Consider the following 26,071-nt stretch of genomic DNA (forward strand, 5'->3'; position numbering starts at 1 on the left):
GCCAATGCATTTATGTCATGACTTTGATGCGGAAAGGTTATGGATTTTCAAAAGCTTAAACACCTGCTGGCGGTGGTGGAATACGGCACTTTTTCGTTGGCGGCGCAAAAGGTGAACTTGTCGCAGCCCGCATTAAGCCGCAGCATCCAGGCGCTGGAGGCCGAGTTGGGCTTGCCGCTACTGGACCGGGGCACCCGCCAGGTCCACCTGACGCCCTATGGCGCTTGCGTGGCCGAACGCGCGCGTCGCATGCGCTTCGAAGAAGCCGAGCTGCAACGCGAACTCAAGGCGCTGCACAGTGGCGATTCCGGCACGTTGACCATCGGCCTGAGCCCCACGCCGGCCTCGTTGCTGCTGTCGCCTTTTCTGGCGCACATGGCCGCCAATCGCCCCCAGGTGCGCGTCGGCGTCGAACTGGGCGCCACCGCCGCGTTGCTGGACATGCTGCGGGCGGAACGCATCGACGCCATGGTGTGCGATGCGCGCATGCTGTATGACGCCGCCGACATCGACGCGCGCCCGCTGGCGCCGCTGCGCGCGGGCATGGTGTGCCGCCCCGGCCACCCCATCCTGGCGCACAAGCAGGTTGGTATCGAGCACGTGCGGCAGTACCCGGTGGCGTCCAGCACGTTGAGCCCCGAGGTCTCGCTGCGGCTAGCCGAGACGCTGGGTCCGGGTGGCGCGCCCGAGCAGATGGTCACCTTGCGTTGCGAAAACCTGGACCCGCTGGTGGATCTGGCGCTGCATACCGACACGCTGCTGCTGGGCGTGATCTGCGTGACGCAGCGCGAACAAGAGGCCGGGCGGCTTGTCGAAGTGCCCTTGCCGCCCGACCCGCAGCGCCAAGGCCATTACGTGCTGGCGCGCCTGGCCGGGCGCACGCCGTTGACGGCGCAAGATGCGCTGTACGACTTCACGCAGCAATGCTGGGCCGGCTTCGCCGCCTTCCGGCCACGCAGCCGCCCGCGTTGAAAAAAACCCACATCGGCGGCCCGCGCGCGCGGCGCCCCGTTGATTCCCTTAACTCATCTCTATAGAATCAGCAATTCGGGCGTTTGCCCATTTCTTTTTCACTCACTTCACTTACCGCCAGGGAGGCCGCATGATGAATCACCCCATGCCGTACGCCGTCCCGCGCGTGTCCCCGCGACGCCATTAAGTCGTCGCCCGCGCGGACCCATCGCTAGACCGTTACCTAGCGACTGGTCCTCCGTGCCCGCCCCAAAAACATAAACGCAGTCGCCGGCGCTCATTGCGCCCGGCATGTCATCCCCGCTTTCATCACAAGGACATCCTGGCGTGTCTTGTGCCGCCAGGCCATTGTTATGGCTAGAAAAAAAATCGACTTACGAGGACAGGCCTTCAAGGACGTCCTGGGCTTTACCTTTCGGCATTGGGCCTTCCAGCCGTGGCGCACGCTCGTCATCGTGCTGCTGGCCTTGCTGTCGGCCGTCGCCGACATCCTGACGCCGATGTATGCCGGCCGCCTGGTCGACGCCGTGGCGTCCGGCTCGTCCGGCGATGCGCTGGCCTGGAGCGCCGCCATCACCGCCTTCTGGCTGCTGGTGGCGCTGGGCGTGGGCGGCACGCTGCTGCGTCAGGCGGTGTTCCAGAACATCATCACGTTTACGTTGAAGATGATGAACGGCATCGTGTCCAACGCCTTTTATCGGGTGCAGCGCTTCTCGACGGATTGGCACGCCAACAGCTTCGCGGGTTCCACCGTGCGCAAGATCACGCGCGGCATGTGGGCCGTGGACATCCTGAACGACACGCTGCTGATCGCGCTGTTGCCGTCGGTGGTGATGCTGGTGGGGGCAACGGCGTTGCTGGGCGCGCACTGGCCGGTGATGGGGCTGGTGGTTGGGCTGGGCTCGGTGCTGTACATCGCCGTTACCGTGGCGCTGTCGTTGGGCTATGTGGCGCCGGCCGCGCGCCTGGGCAACGCCTGGGACACGCGCATGGGCGGCGCGCTGGCGGACGCCGTCAGCTGCAACGCGGTGGTCAAGGCATTCGGCGCCGAAACGCGCGAAGAAGTACGCCTGGACCGCGTGGTGAACAAGTGGCGCAACCGCACGCGCCGCACCTGGGTACGCGCCACGCTGAACGGCGGCATCCAGGGCGCGATGCTGGTGGCGATGCAGGCGGCCATCCTGGGCGCTTCCTTGCTGCTGTGGTCGCGCAACCAGGCCACGGTGGGCGACATCACGTTCACGCTCACGATGTTCTTCGTGCTGCAAGGCTATCTGCGCGACGTGGGCATGCACATCCGCAACCTGCAACGCTCGGTCAACGACATGGAAGAACTGGTGGCGATGGAACGCCAGCCCCTGGGCGTGGCCGACCGGCCGGGCGCGGGCGCCATCCGCGTCAGCGCGGGCGAGATCCGCTTTGAAGATGTGACGTTCCGCTATGGCGCGCACAACACGCCGCTGTACGACAAGTTCTCGGCGCGCATCGCGCCGGGTGAACGCGTCGGGCTGGTGGGGCATTCCGGGTCGGGCAAGACCACGTTCATCAAGCTGATCCAGCGCCTGTATGACGTCAACGAAGGCCGCATCACGATCGACGGGCAAGACATTGCCCAGGTGAAGCAGGCGTCGCTGCGCAGCCAGATCGCGATCGTGCAGCAGGACCCGGTACTGTTTCACCGCACGTTGGCGGAGAACATCGCCTATGCCCGTCCGGGCGCCACGCAGGCCGAGATCGAGAAGGCCGCCCGCTTGGCCAGCGCGCATGATTTCATCATGTCGCTGCCCAAGGGTTACGACACGCTGGTGGGCGAGCGCGGCGTGAAGCTGTCGGGTGGCGAGCGCCAGCGCGTGGCCATTGCGCGGGCCTTCCTGGCGGATTCGCCCATCCTGATCCTGGACGAAGCCACCTCCAGCCTGGATAGCGAAAGCGAGGTACTGATCCAGCAGGCCATGGACCGCCTGATGGTGGGCCGCACCACGCTGGTGGTGGCGCACCGGTTGTCGACGGTGCGCGCGCTGGACCGACTGCTGGTGATGGATCATGGCCGCATCATTGAAGAAGGCAGCCATGATCAGTTGATCCGCTTGAAGGGTGGCCTGTACCGGCGCCTGTTCGAACGCCAGGCCCTGGAACTGACCAAGGGCATGACGCCGGCCGAAATGCTGCAAGACGGCGCCACGCCCCCACCCGTGAAAGAGCAGGTGGACAACGACGACGTGGACGCCGGGGAGTTTGCGTTCGGCAAGTAAACGAGCAGGACGCGGCGTGCGGTTGGGGATGGGCGTCTGGCCAATGCCTGGCGTCCGCCCCTGCCGGCATCACGCCGGGCGCTGCGCGAAGGTCAGGCGCAGGCCGAAGGCGATCAGCGCCGTGCCGAAGACCACGCTTTGCACTTTCTGGGCGCGGGGGCTGGCAGACATCCAGCGCCCCACCGCCCCGCCCGCCAAGGCGCAGATCACATCGAACGTCAGCCCCAAGCTGACGAGAATGACGCCCAGCACCGCAAACTGTTGCCCGATGGCCCCCTGCGCGGGCGACACGAATTGCGGCAACAGCACCGAGCAAAACAGCAGGGCCTTCGGGTTGAGCACATTGGTCAACACGCCGCTTAGCAAGGCGGCGCCCAGGCCCTTGCCGCGCGCCGCCTGCCCGCCAGTGGCGTCAAGCACGACCGGCTTGGCCCGCAACAGCTTCACGCCCAACCACATGAGATAACACCCACCCACCGTGCGCGCGGCGTCGAAGGCCCAGGGATGGGTCTTGAACAAGGCCGCCAGCCCCAGCGCGGCCAAGGTAACGTGGGCGGCGCGTGCAATGGCCAGCCCGACCGCCACCGCCAGCGCCTGCCCGCGCCCGCGCAGCACGCCGGTTTCCAGCAACAGGATCATGTCCGGGCCGGGCACCACGTATACAACCAGCAAAGCCCCAAGAAACAACGCCATATCGGCCATATCCGCGCTCCCACGCATGCTCTTTAATGCGGTGATTCTAGGGAAATCGGGCTGGCATGTGCTTGCGATTCATGCCAAGGGAACTATGATTATTGGCACATCAAGCCAATACATCCTCCAATTTCCATCACCTATGCCAAAACACGAACTGGATGCCTACGATCGCCGCATTCTAGAGGCCTTGCAGAAGAACGGCCGCCTGACCAATGTAGAGCTGGCCGAGCAGATTGGCCTGTCGCCATCGCCCTGCCTGCGGCGCGTGCGCATGCTGGAAGAATCGGGCGTCATCCAGGGCTACGAAGCGCGGCTGGCGCCTGATGAAGTGGGCCTGGGCCTGACGGTGTTCGTCGGGGTGAAGGTCGAGCGACACCACGAGCGCGACGCCGAGCAGTTCCGCAAGGAAGTCAGCGCCCTGCCCGAAGTCATTGCGGCGCACCTGGTATCGGGCGAGTCCGACTTCCTGCTGCAAGTGGTGGTGCCGGACCTGCGCGGCTACGAGCGCTTTTTGCTGGGCACGCTATTGAAGCTGACCGGCGTGAAAGACATCCGCAGCAACTTCGCCATTCAAACCGTTAAACCGCAAAGCCCGCTTCCGCTGGACCACCTGAGCAAGTAGCCCCGCCTGTTTTCACGGCGGCATGTTCGCCGCCGCCTGATCCACGCGCGCGGCGCGACGGTCAAAGCGCGCCTGCGACATCGACAAATAACGCTGGACCACGGCGGGCTCGGAGGTGGCCGGCGTGCCGCCGGGAAACGGCGGCTTGGGGTCGTACTCGATTTGCAACTGGATCAGCTTGGCGACGTCTTCGCCGCATAGCGCCGCCACCACCTTCAAGCCCATGTCGATGCCCGACGTGACGCCACCGGCCGTATAGGTGTTGCCGTCCACGCACAGACGTTCTTCGCTGGGGACTGCGCCAAACCGCGACAGCAGTTCGCGCGCGCGCCAATGGCTGGACGCCCGCTTGCCGCGCAGCAACCCCGCCGCGCCCAGCAACAACGAACCGGTGCAGATGCCGAATACATAGCGCGCCGCCAAGCCCTGCTGCCGCGTGAAGGCCACCCAATCGGCGTCCACGATGGCATCATCCGTGCCCGGCCCGCCCGGCACCACCAGCAGGTCGCATTGCCGCGCCGACGCCAGCGTTTGCGTGGGCACGAACTGCAAGCCGCGATCGCACCGTACCGGATCACGCGTTTTTGCGACAAAATCCACCGTGAAGCCCGGCGCGTTCGCCAAGACCTCGTAGGGCCCGGTCATATCCAGCTGGGTCAGCCCTTCGAACAAGAGAAAATTCACATGCATGACGATGCTCCCTTGAAAACGCCAGCGTCCAGCATAGGCGGACGCGCCCGCGCCGGTGCGCCAGAAGCGGATGAATTTGCGCCACAACGCGTGTTGTTCCTGCTGTACGACGGCTTTCAGCCGCTGGACCTGGCCGGCCCGTGGCAGGCATTCACGTCCGCCAACGAAGAGGCCGGCAAACCGCTCTACCAACTGCGCACCATCGCGGCAACGCCGGTGGTCGCCACCTGGGAACAGGGGCTGCGCATGCAGGTGGATGGCACCTTCGAACACGATGCCGATGCACCGATCGACATGATGTTCGTGCCGGGCGGCCCGGGGGTGGACCGCGCCAGCGCCCACGCCGAAACCATGGCCTGGCTGCGACGCCGCGACGCCCTTGCCCCGCGTACGTGCAGCGTTTGCACGGGCGCCTTCGTGCTGGCCGCCGCCGGCCTGCTCAATGGCCGCGCGGTCACCACGCATTGGCGATCCGCGGACCGACTCCGGCTGATGTACCCGGCGTTGCGCGTGCAAGACGACCGCATCTTTATCGAAAGCGGCAAGTACTGGACGTCGGCGGGGGTGACGGCGGGTATCGACTTGGCGCTGGCGCTGATCGAACGCGACTTTGGCGCGGCGCTATCGCAGCAAGTGGCCCGCCGCCTGGTCGTCTTCATGCGGCGCGATGGCGATCAGCGCCAATACAGCCAGACGCTGCGCTTGCAGGACCGCGTGTCCGCGCCGTTCCGGGACCTGGTCGAGAAGATCGAGGCAAAGCTGTCGGCGCGCTGGACGGTGGACGACATGGCCGATGCCTGCCATATGTCGCGCCGCACGTTCCAGCGAAAATTTGCCGCGCACTTCGGCGTGGCGCCCACCGAAGTGCTGCGGCGGCTGCGCCAAGAGCGCGCCGGCGCGTTGCAGGCGACCGGTAAGATGTCGAAAAAATCGGTCCGACGATTTGTCGGGCCACTCCACAACAGGCCCGCTCCATGACCACACCCGCTGTCCCTTGCAAGCCCTTGCGCCGTGCCCTTGCGCTGTTGGCCGTGGGCCTTGCCCTGCCGCTGCTGGCCGGTTGCGACGACCCCGCCGGCCCGCCCAAGCTGACCCTGGAACAGCGCCTGTTCAAAGACCTGACGCCCAACCGCGAGTTCAAGGGCGACCTTAACGGCCAGCCGGTGCACCTGATCGTCAATGATTGCGAGGTCTACCTGAACGAAGCCGATCCGGAAAGTACATCCGGCGCGCGCCGCTGGACCAAGGTGCTGGAACCCGAGTTCTACCCATCGTTCATGGACTGCCAGCGGCAGTCGTTAAGCCGCGTGGGCAAGATGGTGGAAGCCGAGATCGGCGAAATGGCGATGGGCGCGGGCGGATGCTGCGCCACCGGCGGCCGGTTCCGTTCCACGGATGGCCGCGTATGGAAGCCGCAATAGGCTGCGCGCACCGCTGCCGGATACCGCGCAGCGTCGCGACCCCGACGGCCCCGACGTCCCGACCCGCGTCAGCCCGCCAGGCCCACCGACATCCCGCCACAGACATACAGCAGTTGCCCGGTCATGAACCCCGCCTGCCGGTCCAGGAACATCGCGACGCTGTGCGCGACCTCTTCCGGCTGACCCACCCGCTGCACGGGAATGGAGGCTTCCAGGGCCAGCGTCTTCGGCGCCCCCGGGGGGTTGGACTGGTTGAACAATTCGGTGGCGATCGGCCCGGGCGCCACCGTGTTGACCGTGATGCCGTCGGCCGCCAGCTCCAGTGCCCAGGTGCGCGTCATGCCGGCCAGCCCGGCCTTGGACGCGCCATAGACCGTGCGCCCGCCCTTGCCCAGCGCCGCGCGGCTGCCGATATTGACCACGCGCCCGTACTTGGCCTGGCGCATCGCGGGCAGCAGCGCCTGTAGCAGCAGCACGGGCGCGGTCAGGTTCAAGGCCAGGGTGCGCTGGAGATCGGCCTCGGTCACGTCCGCGATATCCGCCACCTGGATCATGCCGGCGTTGTTCACCAGGTGCAGCACACGGCGCTCGGCCGCCAGCGCTTGCGCGGCCTGGCGGGTGGCGGCCGCATCGCCCAGGTCGACCGAACGGAAGGTCTCGCCCGGCAGCACGGCGTCGGGCGGACGGCGGCTGAAATTGACGACCTGATAGCCGTCATTAAGGAGGCGGGCGACGATGGCGCGGCCGATGCCGCGGCTACCGCCGGTGACAAGTGCGATGGGCGTGTTCATTGCGCGGTGATTCCTTGGTCTTTGATAAGCCCGCCCCATTTCTTGCGCTCGGCGCGTTCGAAGGCGGCCAGGTCGGGGCCGAAAAGCGTACCGGGTTTTGCGCCCATGGTGGCGAAATTGGTAGCCACGGCCGCGCTTTGCAAACCGCTGCGCGCGGCCTCGATCAGCTGCTTGACCACCGGCGCCGGTGTGTCGCGCGGGGCATACAAGGCGAACCACGCCGTCACGTCGAAACCGGGCAGGCCGGATTCGGCAACGGTCGGCAGATCAGGCACCGACGCGTCGCGTTCGGCCGACGTCACGGCCACGCCGCGCACCAGGTTGCCGTCCTTGATCTGCGCCAGCGCGCCGGGCAGGTTGTCGAACAGCAGGTCCACCTGCCCGCCCGCCACGGCCGGCAGCGACGCCGACGTGCCCTTGAACGGCACGTGCAACATCTTCACGCCCGCCATCGCTTCGAAGTACGCGCCGGTCAGGTGCACCGACGAGCCGATGCCCGGCGATGCGTAGGTCAGTTTTTTGTCGGGCGATTGCTTGGCGGCGCGGATGATGTCGGCCACCGTCTTGTAGGGCGACTTTGCGCTGACGGCAATCACATTGGGCGTAGTGGACACCAGGGCAATCGGCACCAGGTCGCGCTCGGGATCGAACGCCATGTTGCTGTACAGGAACTGGTTGATGGTCTGCGTGCCGATGGTGCCAAGCCCCAACGTGTAGCCGTCTGGCTTGGCGCGCGCCACATGAGCCATGCCGATGTTGCCGCCCGCGCCGGGCTTGTTTTCCACCAGCACTGTCTGCTTCAGCCCGGGCTGCAAGGCGTTGGCGATGGCCCGGCCGAAGATATCGGCGCCGCCGCCCGGGGGATACGGCACCACCACGGTCACGGGGTGGTCGGGATAGCCGGCGGCATGCGCCACGGGCAACGCCAACAACGCCAGGGCGGCCAGCGTCAGCCGGCGCCGCCCGGCGCGCGGGGAAACGGATTGGGTCATGAACTTGTCTCCTGTCGAACCCGCTGTTTGCGGATTTCTTTTGAATTGAACGGCGGCGAAAACGGCAGCTAGTGACGGCGCCTGCTCAAAGTACGTAAATACGTACTATAGTTATAAAAACATAGAAATCGGATAGGAGACAAGCAATGAAACGTTGGACGCAACGCCCGGAAGGATCCACCTGGGGCGACTTCGGCCCGGACGACGAGTTGGGCCGGCTGAACCTGCTGACCGAGGAAAAGGTCTTGCAGGCGGTGCGCGAAGTGCGCGCGGGCAAGGTGTTCTGCCTGTCGCTGCCGCTGGACCTGCCCGGCGGCAACGTGCTCAATCCCCGCCGCCATGCGCCCACGCTGAAACCCACGTTCCGTGAAGGCACGCCGTACCTGAACTTTGCGATGTCGCAGTTGCAGCCCGAGGCCGTCGACGTGCTGTCCGACGACCAGGTCACGCTGTCGATGCAATATTCCACGCAGTGGGATGGCCTGTGCCACGTCGGCGCCTTGTTCGACATCCAGGGCGACGGCGAAGCGCGCCGCGTCTACTACAACGGCTACGCTGCGGGCGTGGACGTGTTTGGCGGCGCTGACCCGGATACCGCTACCGATGCCTGCTGCCCGCCGGGCGGCTCGTTTGCGCGCAAGCTCAGCGTCAGCCGCTATGCCGAAAAGGGCATGCAGGGGCGTGGCGTGCTGGTGGACCTGCAACGCGCGTTCGGCCCAGGTCGCACCTTGGTCGGCCATGAGCAGCTGCAAGCGGCCATGCGCGAACAAAAGGTGCAGGTGGAAACGGGCGACATGCTGGTGCTGCGCACCGGTTTTGCCGACCGTTTAATCGAGATGAACGGCCAGCCCGACCCGCACGCGCTGGAACAGACCGGCGCGGTGCTGGACGGCGCCGACAGCGCCTTGCTGGACTGGATCAGCGGCAGCGGCGTAGCCGCCATCTGCGCCGACAACTACGCGGTGGAATCGTATCCGGCGCGCACGTCCGGCCCCGGCCATTCCATCCTGCCGCTGCATCACCATTGCCTCTTCAAGCTTGGCGTACCGCTGGCCGAGCTCTGGTACTTGAAGGACCTGGCCGACTGGCTGCACGCCAACGGGCGCAACCGTTTCCTGCTGACCGCCCCGCCGCTGCGCATGCCCGGCGCGGTGGGCTCGCCGGTAACGCCCATTGCCACGGTGTAAGCCATGACGCCGCCTTTTTCGACCTTTGCCGAGCACCTGGACGCGCTGGTTGGCAGCCGCCCCGAGTCCCCGCTGCTGATCGACCAGAACGTGCCGATCAGCGCGCGCCAGCTACGCGATCAAAGCCGCGCGTTGGCGGCGGGCTTGGCGCATATCGGCGTGCGCCCCGGCCACCGCGTGGCGGTGTGGTTGCCCAACTGCGCCGCCTGGGTGGAGTCCTTTTTGGCGTGCGCGCATCTGGGCGCGCTGGTGCTGGCCGTCAACACGCGCTTTCGCGCGCTGGAAGTGGCCGACATATTGGGACGAGGCCAGGCCGACTGGCTGGTGTTCTGGCCGGGATTCAAGGGCATCGATTTCGCGGGCATTCTGGCCGATGTGCCCCCACAGGAATTGACGCGCCTGCAAGGGGTCGTGGCCATTGCCGAATCCGACGCGGGCGCCCGCTCCGCGTCCCTGCACGGCAAGCCCGCGCATCGCTATGCCGACCTGCTCGCCACCCAGGCCCCGTTCCCTTCCCCGCACGGCAACGCCGGGGTGCTTTGCTTCACCACGTCCGGCACCACGTCCAAACCCAAATTTGTTTTGCACGACCAGCAAACGTTGCTGCGCCACGGCGCGACGGTGGCCGACGCTTTCGAATACGACGACGACAGCTGCATCCTGGCCAGCGCACCGTTCTGCGGCGCGTTCGGTTTTGCCACGCTGGTGGGCGGCCTGGCGCGCGGCGTGCCGGTCGTGTGCGCGCCCGTGTTCAACGCAGCCGAATCGGCCGACGCCATCGCGCGCCATGCCGTCACGCACACCTATGCCAACAACGAGGCGCTGGTGGGCATGATGCAGGCGGCGCCGGCCAGCGCTTTCACGTCCGCGCGGCTGTTCGGCTTTGCCAGCTTTACCCCCGCGCTGGACAACATGCTGGACCTGGCGCGCCAGGCGGGCGTGCCGCTGACCGGCCTGTACGGCTCCAGCGAGCTGATCGCGCTGGTGGCGGGCCAGCCCCGCGATCCGGCCGAAGGCGACGTGGCCGCGCGGCATCAGCCCGGCGGCACCCTGATCTATCGGGACGCCCGCGTGCGCGCCCGCGACCCCGACAGCGGCCAAGTGTTGCCGCACGGCCAATCGGGCGAGATCGAAATCCTGTCGCCCAGCCTGATGCAAGGCTATCTGGACAACCCGGATGCAACGCGCAACGCCGTCACCGCCGACGGCTATTTCAAGACGGGCGACCTGGGCTACACCCTGACCGAGCGCCAGTTTGTGTTCCAGACCCGCATGGGCGATTCGCTGCGGCTATCGGGCTTTCTGGTGAACCCGGTGGAAATCGAACAGGTGGTTGAAACGCTGCCCGGCGTGCGCGCCTGCCAGGTGGTGGGCGCCACGCGCCACGGCAAATTCGTGCCCTACGCCTTTGTGCTGCTGCAAGACGGCGCGCACGCCGATCCCGCCGCCTGGACCGCTGCCTGCAAGGCGGCGATGGCCGGCTTCAAGGTGCCGGTGGGCTACACGGTGCTGGACGCCTTTCCCTCGGTGGAAAGCGCCAATTCGGTCAAGATCCAGAAACATCGGCTGCGCGACATGGCAAACGCTATGCTCTCGGATCCTTCCTCACCGCCCGCGCCCTGACCCCATGCCCGCCCGCAAGCTTTTTTCGCGCAGCCCCCAGCCGCTTTACCTGCAAGCGGCGGCGCTGTTTCGCAGCCATATCCAGAATCGAACCTGGCGGCCGGGCCAACAGATTCCACCGCTGGAATCGCTGATGGAAACCTATGGCATTTCGCGGGCGACCATCCGGCAGGCGTTCGGCCTGCTGGAGCAGGACGGGTTGATCCGGCGTTCACGCGGCTCGGGCACTTTCGTCAACGCCGAACTACCGGAAACGCCCACGCTGCTGATACCCAAGACCTGGGCCGAAACCGTGGAACTGAGCAACCAGCTGGGCACGGTGTCGCTGGTGGAATCCAGCGCCGACTCGCCACTGCCCGACACGCTGGGCATGCCTTGCGAGGCCGACCGCGGCGGGTTGTTCCAGTATTTGCGGCGCGTGCACACGACGGATGCCGGCCCCTTTTGCTACAGCGAAGTGTTCCTGGAAAGCGGACTGTTTCGCAAGCATCGCACCCGCATTCAGAAAAGCACCGTGGCGCCCGTGCTGGACCAGTTCTACGGCACTCGCATCACCGAAGCGCGCCAGGTGTTGAACGTGATTGAAGCCGGCCAGGAGTCGGCCGAATCCTTGCAGATTCCCGTGTCGTCTCCGGTGGCGGAGCTGCGTCGCTACGCCTGCATCGACGGTCGCGTGGTGTATTTCGCGCGGCTGGAATTTCCGTTTCGCAAGGTGCGGATGGAATTCGATTTGCTGGCCCAGCGCTGACGGGTCAACGCCCCCACGCCCCCCCCCGCCCCCGCCCCCATCGCCCAAGGAGCCCATCCCCGTCCACGCCACTTTCGCGGCCCGCCCCAAAAAGCCAGAGCGCCATCAAGGCGCCAGCAGGTTTTCACATGATCCGGCACAAGAGGAGACAAACCATGGCTTACGCCAAGATGCCCCGGATTTCCATGCAATGCCGCAGCACGATTACCCGTTTATTTGCCGCTTCCGCCCTGGCGGCGGCCGCCGCCACCCCGGCCTGGGCGCAGCAGCCGGCCGCCATCTCTGACGATATCGTCAGGCTGGGCCTGATCCTGGACATGAGCGGCGTCTACGCCGACGTGACCGGCAAGGGCAGCGCCACCGCCGCCCAGATGGCCATCGACGACTTCGGTGGCACGGTGCTGGGCAAAAAGATCGACCTGATGGTGGTAGACCACCAGAACAAGGCCGACATCGCCGCCGCCAAGGCGCGCGAGTGGTACGACACGCAGAAAATGGACGCCATCATGGACGTGGCGGGGTCCGCGCCCGCGTTGGCGGTGCTGGAAGTGGCCCGGGAAAAGAAGAAGATCGTGGTGTTCAGCGGCCCGGGCACCGAACGCATCACCAACGATTTGTGCTCGCCCTATTCGGTGCACTACACCTACGACACCTGGTCGCTGGCCAACACCACGGCGCGCGCCACTGTCGAGAAAGGCGGCAAGAGCTGGTACTTTCTGACGGCCGACTACGCCTTCGGCCACACGCTGCAAGCGTCCGCCACCGAGGTGGTCAAGGCCAACGGCGGCACGGTCCTGGGCGCGTCACGCCACCCCTTGGGCTCCAGCGATTTTGCGTCGTATCTGCTGCAAGCGCAGGCCAGCAAGGCACAGGTGATCGGGCTGGCGAACGCGGGCGGCGACACGGTCAACGCCATCAAGGCGGCCAGCGAATTCGGCCTGACCAAGGGCGGCCAGAAAATGGCCGGCCTGCTGCTGTACATCAACGACATCCACGCCATCGGCCTGGACGCCGCCGCCGGCCTGACCCTGACCGAGGCGTTCTACTGGGACATGAACGACCAGACACGCGCCTGGTCGCAGCGCTATTACGACAAGCTCAAGAAGATGCCCAACATGAGCCAGGCGGGCACGTATTCGTCGGTGATGCACTACCTGAAGGCAGTGCAGGCGGCCGGCACCGACGCGCCGCAAGCCGTGATGAAGCAGATGAAGTCCATGCCCATCAACGACTTCTTCGCCACCAATGGCCGCATCCGCGAGGACGGGCGAATGGTGCACGACATGTACTTGTTCGAGGTCAAGCAGCCGTCGGAATCCAAGCGGCCGTGGGACTACTACAAGCTGGTCGCAACGCTGCCGGGCGACCAGGCGTTCATGCCCTTGTCGAAGTCGACCTGCCCGCTGGTGAAAAAGTAGCAAACGAAGTAGCAAACGAAGTAGCACACCCGCTCCAGGCGGTGCCGCGTCCGAATACGCTAGGATGAGCGCCACCGCTTGGAGATTTCCGCATGCCCACCGCCGCGCCGCCCCCCGACTTCCCTTCCAACGCCGCCCCGCCTTCATCCGCTGCCAAGCGTGCAAGCGCGGCCTCGGAGTCATCCACGGCGACCACGCCATCCGATCCCGCCGCGGCTGCGCCCGAGCCGGCGCGCGGCCCGATCGCCGCCACCATCGCCGCCGTCATCCGAGATGGCCACGTGCTGCTGGTGCGCCGCGCCAACCCGCCCGACGAAAATTGCTGGGCTTTCCCCGGCGGCAAGATCCACGCCGGCGAGCCATTGGAAATCGCCACCGCCCGCGAACTGCTGGAAGAAACCGGCGTGGTGGCCGAGCCGCTGCACGTGTTCGACGCCGTCGACGTCTTCGATCGCGACGATGCCGGCGTGCTGCGCCGCCATTTCATTTTGATCGCCATGCTGTGCCGCTGGCAGTCCGGCGAACCTGTCGCCGGCGACGACGCACGCGACGCGCGCTGGGTCCCGCTGTCGGACCTGGAAGGCCACCGCCTGGCCACCAGCTTCGGCGTGGCGCGGCTGGCGCGCAACGCGGCGGCATTGATGTCTATGTTGTGACCCCCAGGGAATCCATGCCGATGTTTGAATCTTATCTGTCTCGCTGGAATCTGGTGCCTGACGGTGCCCCCATCCAGACCCATGCGGCGCGCTTGCTGCCCGTCACCCATCAGGGCGCGCCCGCCATGCTGAAAATTGCCGAACAGGAAGACGAGCGGCAAGGTGGCGTGTTGATGCGATGGTGGAACGGGCAAGGCGCGGCCCGCGTGCTGGCGCACGACGAAGACGCCATCCTGCTTGAGCGCGCGATGGGATCGCAATCGCTGTCCGCCTATGCCCGCACGGGCCGCGACGACGAGGCCACGCGCATCTTGTGCAATGTCTTGAAGGCGCTGCACGCGCCGAGAGCACAGCCGCTACCCCCCCTGCGCGGGCTTGAAGAGTGGTTTGTGGACCTGTGGCCGATGGCGCGCGCGCATGGCGGCATCCTGGCCCAAAGCGCCCTCCATGCGCGCGCCTTGCTGGATGACCCGCGTGAGGTCACCGTGCTGCACGGCGACATGCATCACGACAACGTGCTGGATTTTGGCGAACGCGGGTGGCTCGTCATCGACCCCAAGCGCCTGACCGGCGAGCGCGCCTTCGACTACGCCAATATTTTCTGCAACCCCGACCTGTCCGACCCGGTGCCGCCCGTGGCTACGGTTCCGGGCCGCTTCGAACGCCGGTTGCAGATCATCGTTGAAGAGTCCGGGCTGGACCGGCGCCGCTTGCTGCAATGGGTGGTGGCGTGGTGCGGCTTGTCTGCCGCGTGGTATCTGGCCGACGGTGACGACGCGGCGGTCGACCTGAACATCGCCCACCAGGCCCACGCGCTGCTGCGCGCCTGAACCGCGCCCGCGTCACATGCCGGCCGGGATGATCGGGTAAGGTGTATGCCCTTCACCCCTTATCTCTTCATTCCTGGAGTCCTGAATGACCGGATTGTTTATCGTGGTGGCGGCGCTGGCGTTTCTGATGCTGGCGGCGTATCGAGGCTATAGCGTCATTTTGTGCGCGCCCATCGCGGCCATGGGCGCGGTGCTGTTGACCGACCCTTCCGCGCTGGCCCCGGTGTTTTCGGGCATCTTCATGGAGCGCATGGCGGGGTTTGCCAAGCTGTATTTCCCCGTGTTCCTGCTGGGCGCGGTGTTCGGCAAGCTGATCGAACTCTCTGGCTTTTCGCGCGCCATCGTGCAGGCCGTGCTGCGCATGATCGGGGCCGAACGCGCCATCATTGCCATCGTGCTGGTCTGCGCGGTGCTGACCTACGGCGGCGTCTCGCTGTTTGTGGTGGTGTTTGCCGTTTACCCGTTCGCGGCCGAGATGTTCCGCCAGGGCGGCATCCCCAAGCGCCTGATGCCGGGCGCCATCGCGCTGGGCGCGTTCACCTTTACGATGACCGCGCTGCCGGGCACGCCGCAGATCCAGAACATCATTCCCACCACCTTCTTTGAAACCACGACGTGGGCCGCGCCATGGCTGGGGCTGATCGGCGCTGCCTTCACGCTGACGGTGGGCGTGACGTATCTGGAATGGCGCCGCAAGCGCGCGGCGGCGGCCGGGGAAACCTATGGCACCGACCTGCGCAACGAACCCGCCACCCCGGCCACGGAACGCAACCACCACCCGCTGATCGCGTTGCTGCCGCTGGTGGTCGTGGGGGTGATGAACTTCCTGCTGACGCGCTGGATTCCGGGCTGGTATCCCGCCGGTTCCGAAGTGGACCTGCCCGGCCTGGCCAAGCCCATGCCCGTCAACGCCGACGACCAGGTGGCGCTGTGGGCCGTCATGGGTGCGCTGATAGCCGGCATTGCCACCATCCTGCTGTTCTCGTTTTCGACCATCAAGGCGCATTTTGCCGAAGGCAGCAAAAGCGCCGTGTCCGGCGCGCTGCTGGCGTCCATGAACACGGCCGCCGAATACGGCTTTGGTGGCGTCATCGCGGCGCTGCCGGGTTTCTTGCTGGTGGCCGATGCGCTCAAGGCCATCCCCGATCCGCTGGTGGGCGAAGCCGTGGCGGTGACGTCGCTGGCGGGCATCACCGGGTCCGCCTCGGGGGGCATGAGCATCGCGCTGGCCGCCATGGCGCAGACGTTTATCGACGGCGCGGTGGCCGCCGGCATCCCCATGGACGTGCTGCATCGCGTTGCCGCAATGGCCAGCGGCGGCATGGACACCTTGCCGCACAACGGCGCCGTGATCACGTTGCTGGCGGTTACCGGCCTGACGCACCGCCAGTCGTACGGCGACATCTTCGCCATCACGCTGATATCTACGATGTCGGTGTTCGTGGTGATTGCGGTGTACTACCTGACCGGCATCGTCTGATCGAACGCGGTGGCGAACACCTGGACCAGCCACTGCGTGAAGACGCGCACCCGCGCGGAAACCTGCCGGTTCTGCGGATACAGCACCGACACCGGCATGGGCGCGGGCGGCAGATGCGGCAGCACGATGCGCAGATGGCCGGCCGCCAGTTCGCGCTCGACGCGATAGCGCGGCACCTGCACCAGGCCCAGCCCGGCCAGCGCCGCGCTGGTGTAGAGCTCGGCACCCGTCACACTGACCACCGACGCCGGGCGCGCCGTGACGCGGCGCCCGTCCACCATGAAATCCAGCGCAATGGCCCGCCCGCTGGCGCTGGACACGTAATCCACCGCGCGGTGGTGCGCCAGATCGTCCAGGCGGGCGGGTGTGCCAAAGCGCGCCAGGTAGGCCGGGCTGGCCACGGTTACCTGCGGCATCAGCGCAATCTGGCGCCCCGCCAGCGAAGAATCCTGCAAGGCGCCCGCGCGCAGTACGCAGTCCACGCCTTCGCGCACCAAGTCCACCAGCCGGTCGTCTTCGCCCAGGTGCAGGACGATATCGGGATAGCGTTCCAGAAAGCCGGGTAGCCCCGGCATCACGAAATACTTGGCCAGCGTGCCCTGTGCATTGACCCGCAGCAAGCCCTTGGGCGCGGTGTTCAGGAACGCGCCGTCGGCCTCTTCCAGGTCGGCCAACAGGCGCACGCAACGCTGGTAGTAGGCCTCGCCGTCGTGCGTCAGCCGGACCTGCCGCGTGGTGCGTTCCAGCAGCCGCGCGCCCAGCCGCTGTTCCATGCGCTTGATCAGGTTGGTGACGGTGGCACGCGGGATGCGCAGGTCTTCGGCCGCCTGTGAAAAGCTGCGCCGCTCGGCGATGCGCACGAACACCTGCATTTCCTGGAATCGGTCCATGTCTTGGCGGGGATTATTAATGCAAATGAAATGATGTTAGCGATTATCGGGTAATTATTTTCGGTTTGGAATAGTTCATGATTCGTCTCAAGCCGTACGCCCTGCGGCCTGCGCCCTACGCCCTTTTTGAACCGGAGATTCCCAATGAACAAGCAAGCCCCCGAACAAGCATCGCAACGCGTCGCCCTGGTTACTGGCGGGTCGCGCGGCATTGGCGCCGCCATCGTGCGCCGCCTGGCCGCCGACGGGTACGCCGTGGCCGTCAACTATGCCTCCAGCGCGGCGCACGCCGACACCCTGGTCAGCGAGATTCGCCAGGCCGGCGGACGCGCGTTGGCGGTGCAGGCGGACGTGGCGCGCGCCGACCAGGTGCGCGCGATGTACGACAAAGTGGAAGCCGAGCTGGGCACAGTACACGCGCTGGTCAATTGCGCCGGGGTGTTGATGGTGCAGCCGCTGGCGGAAACCACCGACGAGGCCTACGACCAGACGTTCGACATCAACACGCGCGGCACCTTCAACACGCTGCGCGAAGCCGCCACGCGGTTGGCGGACGGCGGCAGCGTCATCAACGTGTCCAGCACCACCGTGGCAACCAACCTGCCGGGTTACGCCATCTACATCGCCAGCAAGGCGGCAGTCGAAAGCCTGACGCGCGTGTTCTCCAAGGAACTGCGCGGCCGCCGCATCACGGTCAACGCCGTGGCCCCCGGCCCCGTTGCCACCGAGCTGTTCCTGAAAGGCAAAAGCCCCGAATTGATCGAGCACTTTGCCAAGATGCCGCCGCTGGAACGGCTGGGCCAGCCGGACGACATTTCAGGCATCGTGTCGTTCCTGGCCAGCCCGGATAGCGGCTGGATCAACGGGCAGGTGCTGCGCGCCAACGGCGGGCTGGCATAGCGATGCACCGGCGCGGGCGGTGGTCAGGCGCGTGCATCGTCATGATGCGCGCGCCGCGACATGGCCGCCCTGCCCCGCGCCAACCGTGCCTTTTCAGAACCGTGCCTTTTTCAGAACCGTGCCTTTCAGAACCGACACTGCGCGGTCGCGACCGTCGGCCGGCTTGTAGGTCAGGAACGCGCTGCCGTTGCGCCGCGCCACGTTGCTGACGCGGTTTCTGCACATTTTCGACCTTGCGCCGTCTGGGCTAGGGCCTGCGGCAAGGCGGATGACAGGGCTAAGGCAAGTGCCCAGGATAGGCGGCGGGGATAAACGGCGGATACATCGCAAAGCCCTTGATCGATTCAGGTTGACGAAAGCCGATACTGTCGAGCATCGATTTCATTTACCAATAAGAATTATTTTCCGTTGCCCAAGGGCAACCAGCTCATCCGTCTGCATGACGCACGACGCCGACACGCCCCCGCCCCGCACCGCCCGGAACGTCGCGAATTTGCGAGCTTGCTCATCCGTTGCGGCGATGCGGGGCCTCGCCCGTGAGGGCGAGACCAGCCATGCGTTGTTGTGGATTTTTCTTTCTTCACTCGGGATTTCGACCTACGGCCAAGTCTGGCCAGCCGGACGAGATTTGCATGAGACGGCACCCGGAAGGTCTGGTTTAGGCTGACCCGGCAGTACTCCGACTCACCTTGATCGATTGGACGAAAGCAAATGAATCAACTCATTCATACAGACTGCCATCCCTTCACCGCCGCGGGAAACATGAAGCAGATATCCGCCTTTTATGAGGAGGGACGCCGAGTCATGTGGATGATGCTGCGTGCGCAACCGCGGCCGTGCTTCAACCACGAACTTATCGACGAAATCATGACCCTGGCGCGCGCCGCCAAGGATTCCGGGCTGCCGATCGACTTCTGGGTCACGGGCTCGCTGGTGCCGCAGATCTACAACGTGGGCGGCGACCTGAACTTCTTTGCCGAGGCCATCCGCACCGGCAAGCGCGAAGCGCTGCGTGCCTACGCCCGAGCCTGCGTGGACTGCGTACACGCCGCCTCGCGCGGTTTCGACACCGGCGCGATCTCGCTGGCCATGATCGAAGGCACGGCGCTTGGCGGTGGCTTTGAAGCCGCGCTGGCGCACCACTTTGTGCTGGCGCAGAACAATGCGCGCATGGGCTTTCCAGAAATGGCGTTCAACCTGTTCCCGGGCATGGGTGGCTATTCGCTGGTGGCGCGCCGGTCCGGCATGAAGCTGGCCGAAGAGCTGATCAGTTCGGGCGAATCGCACACGGCGGAATGGTTCCACGGCAAGGGGCTGGTGGACACGCTGTTCGAGCCGGGCGAGGCGTATCGCGCCACCCGCACGTTCATCGATGTGATGCGACCCAAGCTGAACGGCATGCGCGCCATGTTGCGCGCCCGCCAGCGCGTGCTGAACCTGTCGCGTTCCGAATTGATGGACATTACCGAAGACTGGGTCGAAGCCGCATTCTCGATCGACCCGAAGGACCGTGCCTACATGGAACGCCTGGTGCTGGCGCAGAACCGTCGCAGCGCCGTCAGCAGCGACGCCGCGCAGGAAGCCACCATGCACTAAGCGCGGCTGCCCACGGATCCGGCAAGCCTGCTCCCGGCGCGGGCAGCATCAGGCGATCAGATGCAGCCGGCGCCGTTGGGCCAGCCAGGTGACGAATTCGGTCGCGGGCATGGGCTTGGCGTACAGATAGCCCTGCTTGGCGTCCACGCCCAGCGTGTCCAGGAAACCGGCCTCTTCGGCGGTTTCCACGCCTTCGGCGATCACCTTCAGTTCCAGCGTGCGCGCCACCGCCACGATGGCGCGCGCCAACGCCTGCGACACCGGGTTTTCGTTCACGCCGCGCACAAAGCTGGCGTCCAGCTTGATGGCATCAAGCGGTATGCGCGCCAGCTGCGACAGCGACGAATAGCCCGTGCCGAAGTCGTCCAGGTGCACGCGCGCGCCCAGTTGCCGGAACTGCTTGATCAGGTCGATGGCGGCGCCCTCGTCTTCGATCAGGCAGCTTTCGGTAAGCTCGATATCCAGCATGCACGGGTCCAGCCCCGCGTCGCCGATCGCGCGCATGAAGTCGCTGACCACGCCCTTGTCATCCAGCTGGCGGGCCGACATGTTGATGGCGATGCGGATGTTCAAGCCGTCGCGTTTCCACGCCGCGGCCTGACGCGCCGCTTCGCGCATCACCCACACGCCCAACGGCGAGATCAAGCCGGATTCCTCGGCGTAAGGGATGAAGGTGCCCGGGCAGACCATGCCGCGCTCGGGCGAGCGCCAGCGCAGCAAGGCTTCAACGCTGTGCACTTCGCCGGTGCGGCCGACCAGCTTGGGCTGGTAGTACAGCATCAGATGATTTTCGGCCAAGGCCTTGCGCAGGTTGGTGTCCAGCCACACGTAGTCGGCGTTGCGCCGGTCCATGTCGGGTTGGAACACACGGTAGGTGTGGCGCCCCGCTTCCTTGGCCACGTACATGGCGATGTCGGCGCTGCGCACCACGCTGTCCAGGTCAGCGCCGTGGTCCGGGTACATCGCGATACCGATCGAGCAGCTGGTGTAGACCTCGATCAGGCCTTGCCGGAAGGGCTCGCGCAAGCGTTCGATGATGCGCTCGGCGGTGGATTCCAGTTCCCAGGCCTGCGCCTGTTCCTGCAACACGATGAACTCGTCGCCCCCCAGCCGGGCCAGCGTCTGGCCGGGTGACAGGCAGGTGGAAATCGCCACCGATACGGCCTTGAGCAGGCGGTCGCCAAAGCCATGGCCGTAGTGGTCGTTGATACGCTTGAAGTTATCCAGGTCCAGGAACAGCACGCCGCCACGCCCCTCCTGCCCCGCCGCCAACGCCGCCTTCAGGCGCGCGGTGATCGCGTGGCGGTTGGGCAGGTTGGTCAGCATGTCGGTGTTGGCCAGCACGCGCAGGCGTTCCTGCGCCGCGCGTTCTTCGGTGATGTCGGTGCCCGAGCAGATCAGGTAGACGCGTTTTTCACCGCTGCCGCTGGTGACGAATTTATTGCGGAACAGGAACAGGCGCGGACCCTTGACCGTGTTGATCAGGCGTTCCACTTCGTAGGACTGGCCGCGCTTGTAGAACTCGGCGATATTGCGACGCGAGGCAATGGCCTCTTCGCGCGTCATGAACATTTCGAACACGCTGCGTCCGACGATGTCCTGTTCGCGCTTGCCCGTGTATTCCTCGCTAAGCTTGTTAAAGCGCTGCACGCGGCCGTTCTGGTCCACGATGACGATCACCGAATTGGCCTCGGACACCACGGTTTCGGCAAACGACAAGCCTTCGACCAGGTCCTTGGCCACCGATTCAGTATCGGAATGGGCGGACGCGGTACCGGCCCATTCATTCGGATTGATCTTGCGGCCCACCAGGTGCAGGCGCAGCACGTCGCCATACAGGGCGATGTCGATGCGCACGCTGGAGGTAATGCCCGTCATCGTTCGAATAATGTCAGCCTGATCCGGCCTGAGCGCCATCGCGACATTCGTCGCCCCCTTGATGGCGGCCAATTCCATGGCGTCGCTATCGGCCGACAAGCGCCAATAAGGGCTGTGCGTACCGAAGTGCGTGTACAGGATCGACTTTTCGTCTTGATTCTCTGTCATCGTGGTATCCCCCCACTGTCCTAGGCTGGACCGCAAAGAACATTACGGCCTAGTCCGAACAGGGTCAATACCCGGGTGCAGCGCACAAATCCTGTATTGCGAATTATTGCATCGGCTTTTCCGGCGGCCCGACGCACGAAGGACTTCCCGCCCGGAATTAATGCGTGGTTTCGCCCTTCCACGAACGTGTTGTTGCGCGAGGCCCCGTGGCGTTGCACAAAAAATTTCGCCGAAGATTCGCGAGAATCTTCGGCGTGCGATCAAAAACAATAAGGCGACACCAGGTCAATGTCCCGGTCTATGAAGCGGGATCAGTCCCCCTTCACACCTGCCTCGTCGATGACCTTGGTCCAGCGGGCCAGTTCGGCCGAGATCCGGGCCCCGGCATCGGCCGGCGTGGTCCAGGTGGCGATGGCGCCCTGGTTCAGCAACGAGGCCTGCACCTGCGGCTTGGCCAGGATCTTCTTCAGTTCGCCATTCAGGCGGTCGATGACCGGCGCCGGCGTATTGGCGGGCGCGACAATGCCGAACATGGAACTGACTTCGAAGTCCTTCAAGCCGGCTTCAGCGGCGGTCGGCACGTCGGGCAGCGCGTCCACGCGCTTGGGCGAGGTCACCGCCAACGCGCGCAGCTTGCCCGCCTTGATGTTGGCCTGCGCGGCGGGCACGGTTTCGATCATGCTCAGCACCTGCCCGCCCATCAGGTCGGTCATGGCGGGGCCGCTGCCCTTGTACGGCACGTGCAGAATGTCGACGCCCGCTGTGCGCTTGAACATTTCGCCGGCCAGATGCTGCGGCGATCCGTTACCCGCCGAGGCCATGGTGATGTAGCCGGACTTGGACTTGGCCAGCGCGATGAATTCGGGCAGCGTCTTGGCCTGCACCGACGGGTTCACCACGAACACCAGCGGCACGGTGCCCACGATGGACACCGGCGCAAAGCTCTTTTCCACGTCATACGTGACGCGGCCGCGATACAGCGCGGCATTGATGGAGTGGCTGGTCAGCGCGCCCATCAGCAGCGTGTAGCCGTCGGGTTGCGCCTTGGCAACCTGGTCCGCGCCGATGTTGCCCGCCGCGCCCGCGCGGTTTTCCACGATGACCGATTGGCCCAGCGCGCCCGTCAGTTCCTGCGCCAGCACGCGGCCGATCACGTCGGTGGCGCCTCCGGGCGGGTACGGCACGATCAGGCGGATGGGCTTGTCGGGATAGGCATCGGCGGACAGAGCCGGGGCGGACACGCCGGCGCACAGAGCCAGCAGGGAAAACAGGACGGCACGGCGCGGCCGCAGACGCAGGTCTGACATATAGGTCTCTCCAGCCGGGATGAGTATAGGAATGGACGGACGCCCGGCTCGTCAACCGCGCCAGTGTAGGAGCCGAAACTTGATTGAAGAATCAGAATTTTTCTATCGACTGATCGGTAATAACGATCAATATTCGTCAGCGCGAAAACCGCTTGCAGCCCCTTTCAAAGGCTGGCTATGATCTTGGACCTGGATTATCAATAATATTATCGGGACTGAAAATGACGGACGAGACCAAGGGCGCCAAGCCCGTGATGGGCCCTTTTGACAGCGACAGCGCCACCGCGCAGGGCGTGGCGCGCGGGCTCACCAACTACGGCGACAAGGGTTTCTCGCTGTTCTTGCGCAAGGCCTTCATCAAGGGCGCCGGCCTGTCGGATGACGCGCTGGCTCGTCCCATCATCGGCATCGTCAACACGGGCAGCAGCTACAACCCGTGCCACGGCAACGCCCCGCAACTGATCGAAGCCGTCAAGCGCGGCGTCATGCTGGCGGGCGGCCTGCCGATGGACTTCCCGACCATCTCGGTCCACGAGAGCTTCTCGCAGCCCACCAGCATGTACCTGCGCAACCTGATGTCGATGGACACCGAGGAAATGATCCGCGCGCAGCCCATGGACGCCGTGGTGCTGATCGGCGGCTGCGACAAGACCGTGCCCGCGCAGCTGATGGGCGCGGCCTCGGCCGGCGTGCCCGCCATTCAATTGGTCACGGGGTCGATGCTGACCGGCTCGCACCGTGGCGAACGGGTCGGCGCCTGCACCGACTGCCGCCGCTACTGGGGCCGCTACCGCGCCGACGAGATCGACGCGCCGGAAATCGCCGACGTCAACAATCAGCTGGTGGCCAGTGTGGGCACCTGTTCCGTAATGGGCACGGCCAGCACCATGGCCTGCATCACCGAAGCGCTGGGCATGATGGTGGCGGGCGGCGCGTCGGCCCCCGCCGTGACCGCCGACCGCGTACGCGTGGCGGAACGCACCGGCGCCACCGCCGTGGCCATGGCTGCGTCGCGCCTGACGCCCGACCAGATCATCAACGGCAAGTCCATCGAAAACGCGTTGCGCGTGCTGCTGTCGATCGGCGGGTCCACCAACGGCATCGTGCACCTGACCGCCATCGCCGGCCGCCTGGGTATCGACATCGACCTGGCCGGGCTGGACCGCATCAGCCGCGAAACCCCCGTGCTGGTCGACCTGAAGCCGTCGGGCCAGCACTATATGGAAGACTTCCACGACGCCGGCGGCATGCTGGCGCTGCTGCGCGAGCTGCGTCCATTCCTGCACCTGGACGTGATGACGGTATCCGGCCGCACGCTGGGCCAGGAACTGGATGACGCGCCGGCGCCCTTCAAGCAGGACGTGATCCGCACGGCCGCCGCCCCCATCTACCCGGTGGGCGGCCTGGCCGTGCTGCGCGGCAACCTGGCCCCGGGCGGCGCCATCATCAAGCAGTCGGCCGCCAACCCCAAGCTGATGGAACACGAAGGCCGCGCCGTGGTGTTCGAAGACGCCGAGGACATGGCGCGCCGCATCGACGACGACGCGCTGGACGTGACCGCCGACGACATCCTGGTGCTCAAGCGCATTGGGCCCACCGGCGCGCCGGGCATGCCGGAAGCCGGCTACATGCCGATCCCCAAGAAGCTGGCGCGCGCCGGCGTCAAAGACATGGTGCGCATTTCGGACGGCCGCATGAGCGGCACGGCGGCCGGCACCATCGTGTTGCACGTCACGCCCGAATCCGCGATCGGCGGCCCGCTGGCTTACGTGCAAAATGGCGACCGCATCCGCCTGTCGGTGGCCAACCGCGAAATTGCGCTGCTGGTGGACGATGCCGAACTGGCGCGCCGCGCGGCGGAAAAGCCCATCACCCGGCCCACCGCCGACCGAGGCTACCGCAAGCTGTTCCTGCAAACCGTAACGCAGGCCGACCAGGGCGTGGATTTCGACTTCCTGCGCGCTGGTGTTACGCATGACACCGTGCCGAAGAAATAAGTGGGCCCGGCGTCAATACCTGGCTTGAAACCCCTGGCGTAGATCGCCGTAAAGCAAACCGACCCGGCAACCTTCCGACATGAACGCCATCACGCCCGACGCCCTGCAAGCAGAGGCCCCCGACGCCACGCAATCCGCGGTGGCAGCCCTGGAAGAAGACATCGTCTTCGGCCGGCTGCACCCGCGCGAACGCCTGACCGAAGACGAGCTGATGGCGCGCTTTTCCATGAAGCGCCATGCGGTGCGCCAGGTGCTCACCGAGCTGGAACTGTTGGGCGTGGTCGAAAAAAAGCGCAACGTCGGCGCCGTGGTGCGGACATTTTCCGCACGTGAAGTCATGGAGCTGTACGCGTTGCGCGAGGTGCTGGAAGTCCACGCCGCCAGCCAGATGCCGCTACCCGTTCCCGAAGCGCGGCTGGCGGCTTTGATCACGGTCCAACGCGAACACGACGCCGCCGTGGCCGACGGCGACGCACGCCGCGTGTTCCGCAGCAACCAACGCTTTCACCGCGAATTCTTCGGCCTGCTGGACAACGCGGTGCTGGGCCAGGCCATCGAGGAATACGCCCGCCGCACCCACCCGATCCGCTTCGGCACCCTGGTCGCCCCCGGCCCTCGCGAACGCGCCAGACAAGAACACTGGGCCATGATCCACGCACTGCGCGACGGCGACCGCGAGGCCTTGATGACAGTCTGCCGGGACCATTTGCTGCCCTCGCGCGATGCGTATCTGGCGTCGGAACAAACGCGGCTGCGGGCGTGATGCGCGCCGCAGGCAGGGCCGATGCGGCAAAAGCCCCGGGTTCGGCCAAGACGCACGGCCTGACTGTTACCCAATTTGGCACTCGCATCGCAAGCCCTCCTTGAATATACGGATAAGAAGCCTATCCATGATGCCCAAGGGTAAGGTTCAGAAGCCAGTCCTCTGACTTTCCTATTCGCCCTATAGCCACTGTC

24 protein-coding genes are annotated in these 26,071 nt (G+C 65.7%); 16 read left to right on the forward strand and 8 right to left on the reverse strand.

Annotation, left to right across the window (positions count from 1 at the left end):
- The first annotated feature begins 39 nt into the window (after nucleotides 1–39).
- Both AC6LJY_RS16650 and AC6LJY_RS16655 read left to right on the forward strand, forming a co-directional pair.
- Nucleotides 40–972, forward strand: a complete 933-nt coding sequence (locus AC6LJY_RS16650; protein ID WP_498136377.1) for a LysR family transcriptional regulator — start codon at nucleotides 40–42, stop codon at nucleotides 970–972.
- Nucleotides 973–1,325: 353 nt separating this feature from the next.
- Nucleotides 1,326–3,224, forward strand: a complete 1,899-nt coding sequence (locus AC6LJY_RS16655) for an ABC transporter ATP-binding protein (protein WP_046804769.1) — start codon at nucleotides 1,326–1,328, stop codon at nucleotides 3,222–3,224.
- A gap of 69 nt (nucleotides 3,225–3,293) precedes the next feature.
- On the opposite strand, the gene AC6LJY_RS16660 is transcribed toward AC6LJY_RS16655, so the two are convergent.
- Complete coding sequence (locus AC6LJY_RS16660) at nucleotides 3,294–3,917, reverse strand: LysE family transporter (RefSeq protein ID WP_314357144.1); 624 nt, start codon at nucleotides 3,915–3,917, stop codon at nucleotides 3,294–3,296.
- Between the two features lie 142 nt (nucleotides 3,918–4,059).
- On the opposite strand from AC6LJY_RS16660, the gene AC6LJY_RS16665 reads away from it, so the two are divergent.
- The gene (locus AC6LJY_RS16665) at nucleotides 4,060–4,542 is read left to right on the forward strand and encodes an Lrp/AsnC family transcriptional regulator (RefSeq protein WP_046804771.1); all 483 of its coding nucleotides are present in this window, start codon (nucleotides 4,060–4,062) and stop codon (nucleotides 4,540–4,542) included.
- 12 nt (nucleotides 4,543–4,554) lie between these two features.
- Here AC6LJY_RS16665 and AC6LJY_RS16670 read toward each other — a convergent pair whose 3' ends face one another.
- Nucleotides 4,555–5,232 carry a DJ-1/PfpI family protein gene (locus tag AC6LJY_RS16670; protein ID WP_314357140.1) on the reverse strand — a complete coding sequence of 226 codons (678 nt, stop codon included), beginning with the start codon at nucleotides 5,230–5,232 and terminating at the stop codon, nucleotides 4,555–4,557.
- A gap of 90 nt (nucleotides 5,233–5,322) precedes the next feature.
- Here AC6LJY_RS16670 and AC6LJY_RS16675 point away from each other — a divergent pair, with 90 nt between their 5' ends.
- Complete coding sequence (locus AC6LJY_RS16675) at nucleotides 5,323–6,210, forward strand: GlxA family transcriptional regulator (protein ID WP_498136400.1); 888 nt, start codon at nucleotides 5,323–5,325, stop codon at nucleotides 6,208–6,210.
- The gene (locus AC6LJY_RS16680; protein ID WP_498136378.1) at nucleotides 6,207–6,653 is read left to right on the forward strand and encodes a hypothetical protein; all 447 of its coding nucleotides are present in this window, start codon (nucleotides 6,207–6,209) and stop codon (nucleotides 6,651–6,653) included. Before AC6LJY_RS16675 ends, AC6LJY_RS16680 begins: the two co-directional genes overlap by 4 nt.
- 68 nt (nucleotides 6,654–6,721) lie before the next feature.
- On the opposite strand, the gene AC6LJY_RS16685 is transcribed toward AC6LJY_RS16680, so the two are convergent.
- Nucleotides 6,722–7,444, reverse strand: a complete 723-nt coding sequence (locus tag AC6LJY_RS16685; protein ID WP_104144898.1) for an SDR family oxidoreductase — start codon at nucleotides 7,442–7,444, stop codon at nucleotides 6,722–6,724.
- Nucleotides 7,441–8,436 (reverse strand): Bug family tripartite tricarboxylate transporter substrate binding protein, encoded by a 996-nt coding sequence (locus AC6LJY_RS16690; protein WP_498136379.1) that lies wholly within the window; start codon nucleotides 8,434–8,436, stop codon nucleotides 7,441–7,443. The genes AC6LJY_RS16685 and AC6LJY_RS16690 overlap by 4 nt, the downstream gene beginning before the upstream one ends.
- A 146-nt stretch (nucleotides 8,437–8,582) precedes the next feature.
- On the opposite strand from AC6LJY_RS16690, the gene AC6LJY_RS16695 reads away from it, so the two are divergent.
- From AC6LJY_RS16695 to AC6LJY_RS16725, 7 genes are all read left to right on the forward strand, one after another.
- Nucleotides 8,583–9,623, forward strand: a complete 1,041-nt coding sequence (locus AC6LJY_RS16695) for a cyclase family protein (RefSeq protein WP_498136380.1) — start codon at nucleotides 8,583–8,585, stop codon at nucleotides 9,621–9,623.
- Between the two features lie 3 nt (nucleotides 9,624–9,626).
- Complete coding sequence (locus AC6LJY_RS16700; protein ID WP_498136381.1) at nucleotides 9,627–11,246, forward strand: AMP-binding protein; 1,620 nt, start codon at nucleotides 9,627–9,629, stop codon at nucleotides 11,244–11,246.
- Between the two features lie 4 nt (nucleotides 11,247–11,250).
- Nucleotides 11,251–11,994: a GntR family transcriptional regulator gene (locus AC6LJY_RS16705; protein WP_046804777.1), complete on the forward strand. Its 744-nt coding sequence runs from the start codon at nucleotides 11,251–11,253 to the stop codon at nucleotides 11,992–11,994.
- A gap of 155 nt (nucleotides 11,995–12,149) precedes the next feature.
- On the forward strand, nucleotides 12,150–13,412 hold the full coding sequence (locus AC6LJY_RS16710) for an ABC transporter substrate-binding protein (RefSeq protein WP_314357124.1): 1,263 nt from the start codon (nucleotides 12,150–12,152) through the stop codon (nucleotides 13,410–13,412).
- A 242-nt stretch (nucleotides 13,413–13,654) separates the two neighbouring features.
- Nucleotides 13,655–14,068 carry an NUDIX hydrolase gene (locus AC6LJY_RS16715; RefSeq protein WP_046807877.1) on the forward strand — a complete coding sequence of 138 codons (414 nt, stop codon included), beginning with the start codon at nucleotides 13,655–13,657 and terminating at the stop codon, nucleotides 14,066–14,068.
- Nucleotides 14,069–14,088: 20 nt separating this feature from the next.
- Nucleotides 14,089–14,898 carry an aminoglycoside phosphotransferase family protein gene (locus tag AC6LJY_RS16720; protein ID WP_046807870.1) on the forward strand — a complete coding sequence of 270 codons (810 nt, stop codon included), beginning with the start codon at nucleotides 14,089–14,091 and terminating at the stop codon, nucleotides 14,896–14,898.
- A gap of 85 nt (nucleotides 14,899–14,983) precedes the next feature.
- Nucleotides 14,984–16,378: a GntP family permease gene (locus AC6LJY_RS16725; RefSeq protein WP_314357120.1), complete on the forward strand. Its 1,395-nt coding sequence runs from the start codon at nucleotides 14,984–14,986 to the stop codon at nucleotides 16,376–16,378.
- Here AC6LJY_RS16725 and AC6LJY_RS16730 read toward each other — a convergent pair.
- Complete coding sequence (locus tag AC6LJY_RS16730; protein ID WP_314357118.1) at nucleotides 16,357–17,268, reverse strand: LysR substrate-binding domain-containing protein; 912 nt, start codon at nucleotides 17,266–17,268, stop codon at nucleotides 16,357–16,359. The genes AC6LJY_RS16725 and AC6LJY_RS16730 overlap by 22 nt on opposite strands.
- Nucleotides 17,269–17,412: 144 nt before the next feature.
- On the opposite strand from AC6LJY_RS16730, the gene AC6LJY_RS16735 reads away from it, so the two are divergent.
- On the forward strand, nucleotides 17,413–18,168 hold the full coding sequence (locus tag AC6LJY_RS16735; protein WP_498136382.1) for an SDR family oxidoreductase: 756 nt from the start codon (nucleotides 17,413–17,415) through the stop codon (nucleotides 18,166–18,168).
- 93 nt (nucleotides 18,169–18,261) lie between these two features.
- Here the strand turns inward: AC6LJY_RS16735 and AC6LJY_RS16740 are convergent, their stop codons facing one another.
- Nucleotides 18,262–18,393: an RNA-binding protein gene (locus tag AC6LJY_RS16740; protein WP_498136383.1), complete on the reverse strand. Its 132-nt coding sequence runs from the start codon at nucleotides 18,391–18,393 to the stop codon at nucleotides 18,262–18,264.
- A gap of 486 nt (nucleotides 18,394–18,879) precedes the next feature.
- Here AC6LJY_RS16740 and AC6LJY_RS16745 point away from each other — a divergent pair, with 486 nt between their 5' ends.
- The gene (locus tag AC6LJY_RS16745; RefSeq protein ID WP_104144890.1) at nucleotides 18,880–19,764 is read left to right on the forward strand and encodes a crotonase/enoyl-CoA hydratase family protein; all 885 of its coding nucleotides are present in this window, start codon (nucleotides 18,880–18,882) and stop codon (nucleotides 19,762–19,764) included.
- 48 nt (nucleotides 19,765–19,812) lie between these two features.
- On the opposite strand, the gene pdeR is transcribed toward AC6LJY_RS16745, so the two are convergent.
- On the reverse strand, nucleotides 19,813–21,810 hold the full coding sequence (gene pdeR, locus AC6LJY_RS16750) for a cyclic di-GMP phosphodiesterase (RefSeq protein WP_498136384.1): 1,998 nt from the start codon (nucleotides 21,808–21,810) through the stop codon (nucleotides 19,813–19,815).
- A gap of 311 nt (nucleotides 21,811–22,121) precedes the next feature.
- Nucleotides 22,122–23,117 (reverse strand): Bug family tripartite tricarboxylate transporter substrate binding protein, encoded by a 996-nt coding sequence (locus AC6LJY_RS16755; RefSeq protein ID WP_498136385.1) that lies wholly within the window; start codon nucleotides 23,115–23,117, stop codon nucleotides 22,122–22,124.
- 221 nt (nucleotides 23,118–23,338) lie between these two features.
- On the opposite strand from AC6LJY_RS16755, the gene AC6LJY_RS16760 reads away from it, so the two are divergent.
- Nucleotides 23,339–25,114 carry an IlvD/Edd family dehydratase gene (locus AC6LJY_RS16760; protein ID WP_162941188.1) on the forward strand — a complete coding sequence of 592 codons (1,776 nt, stop codon included), beginning with the start codon at nucleotides 23,339–23,341 and terminating at the stop codon, nucleotides 25,112–25,114.
- 79 nt (nucleotides 25,115–25,193) lie between these two features.
- Nucleotides 25,194–25,877, forward strand: coding sequence for a GntR family transcriptional regulator (locus tag AC6LJY_RS16765; RefSeq protein ID WP_498136386.1), 684 nt, complete (start codon nucleotides 25,194–25,196; stop codon nucleotides 25,875–25,877).
- Nucleotides 25,878–26,071 lie beyond the last annotated feature (194 nt).

It is taken from the genome of Achromobacter sp. RT286_PF (assembly GCF_059760425.1).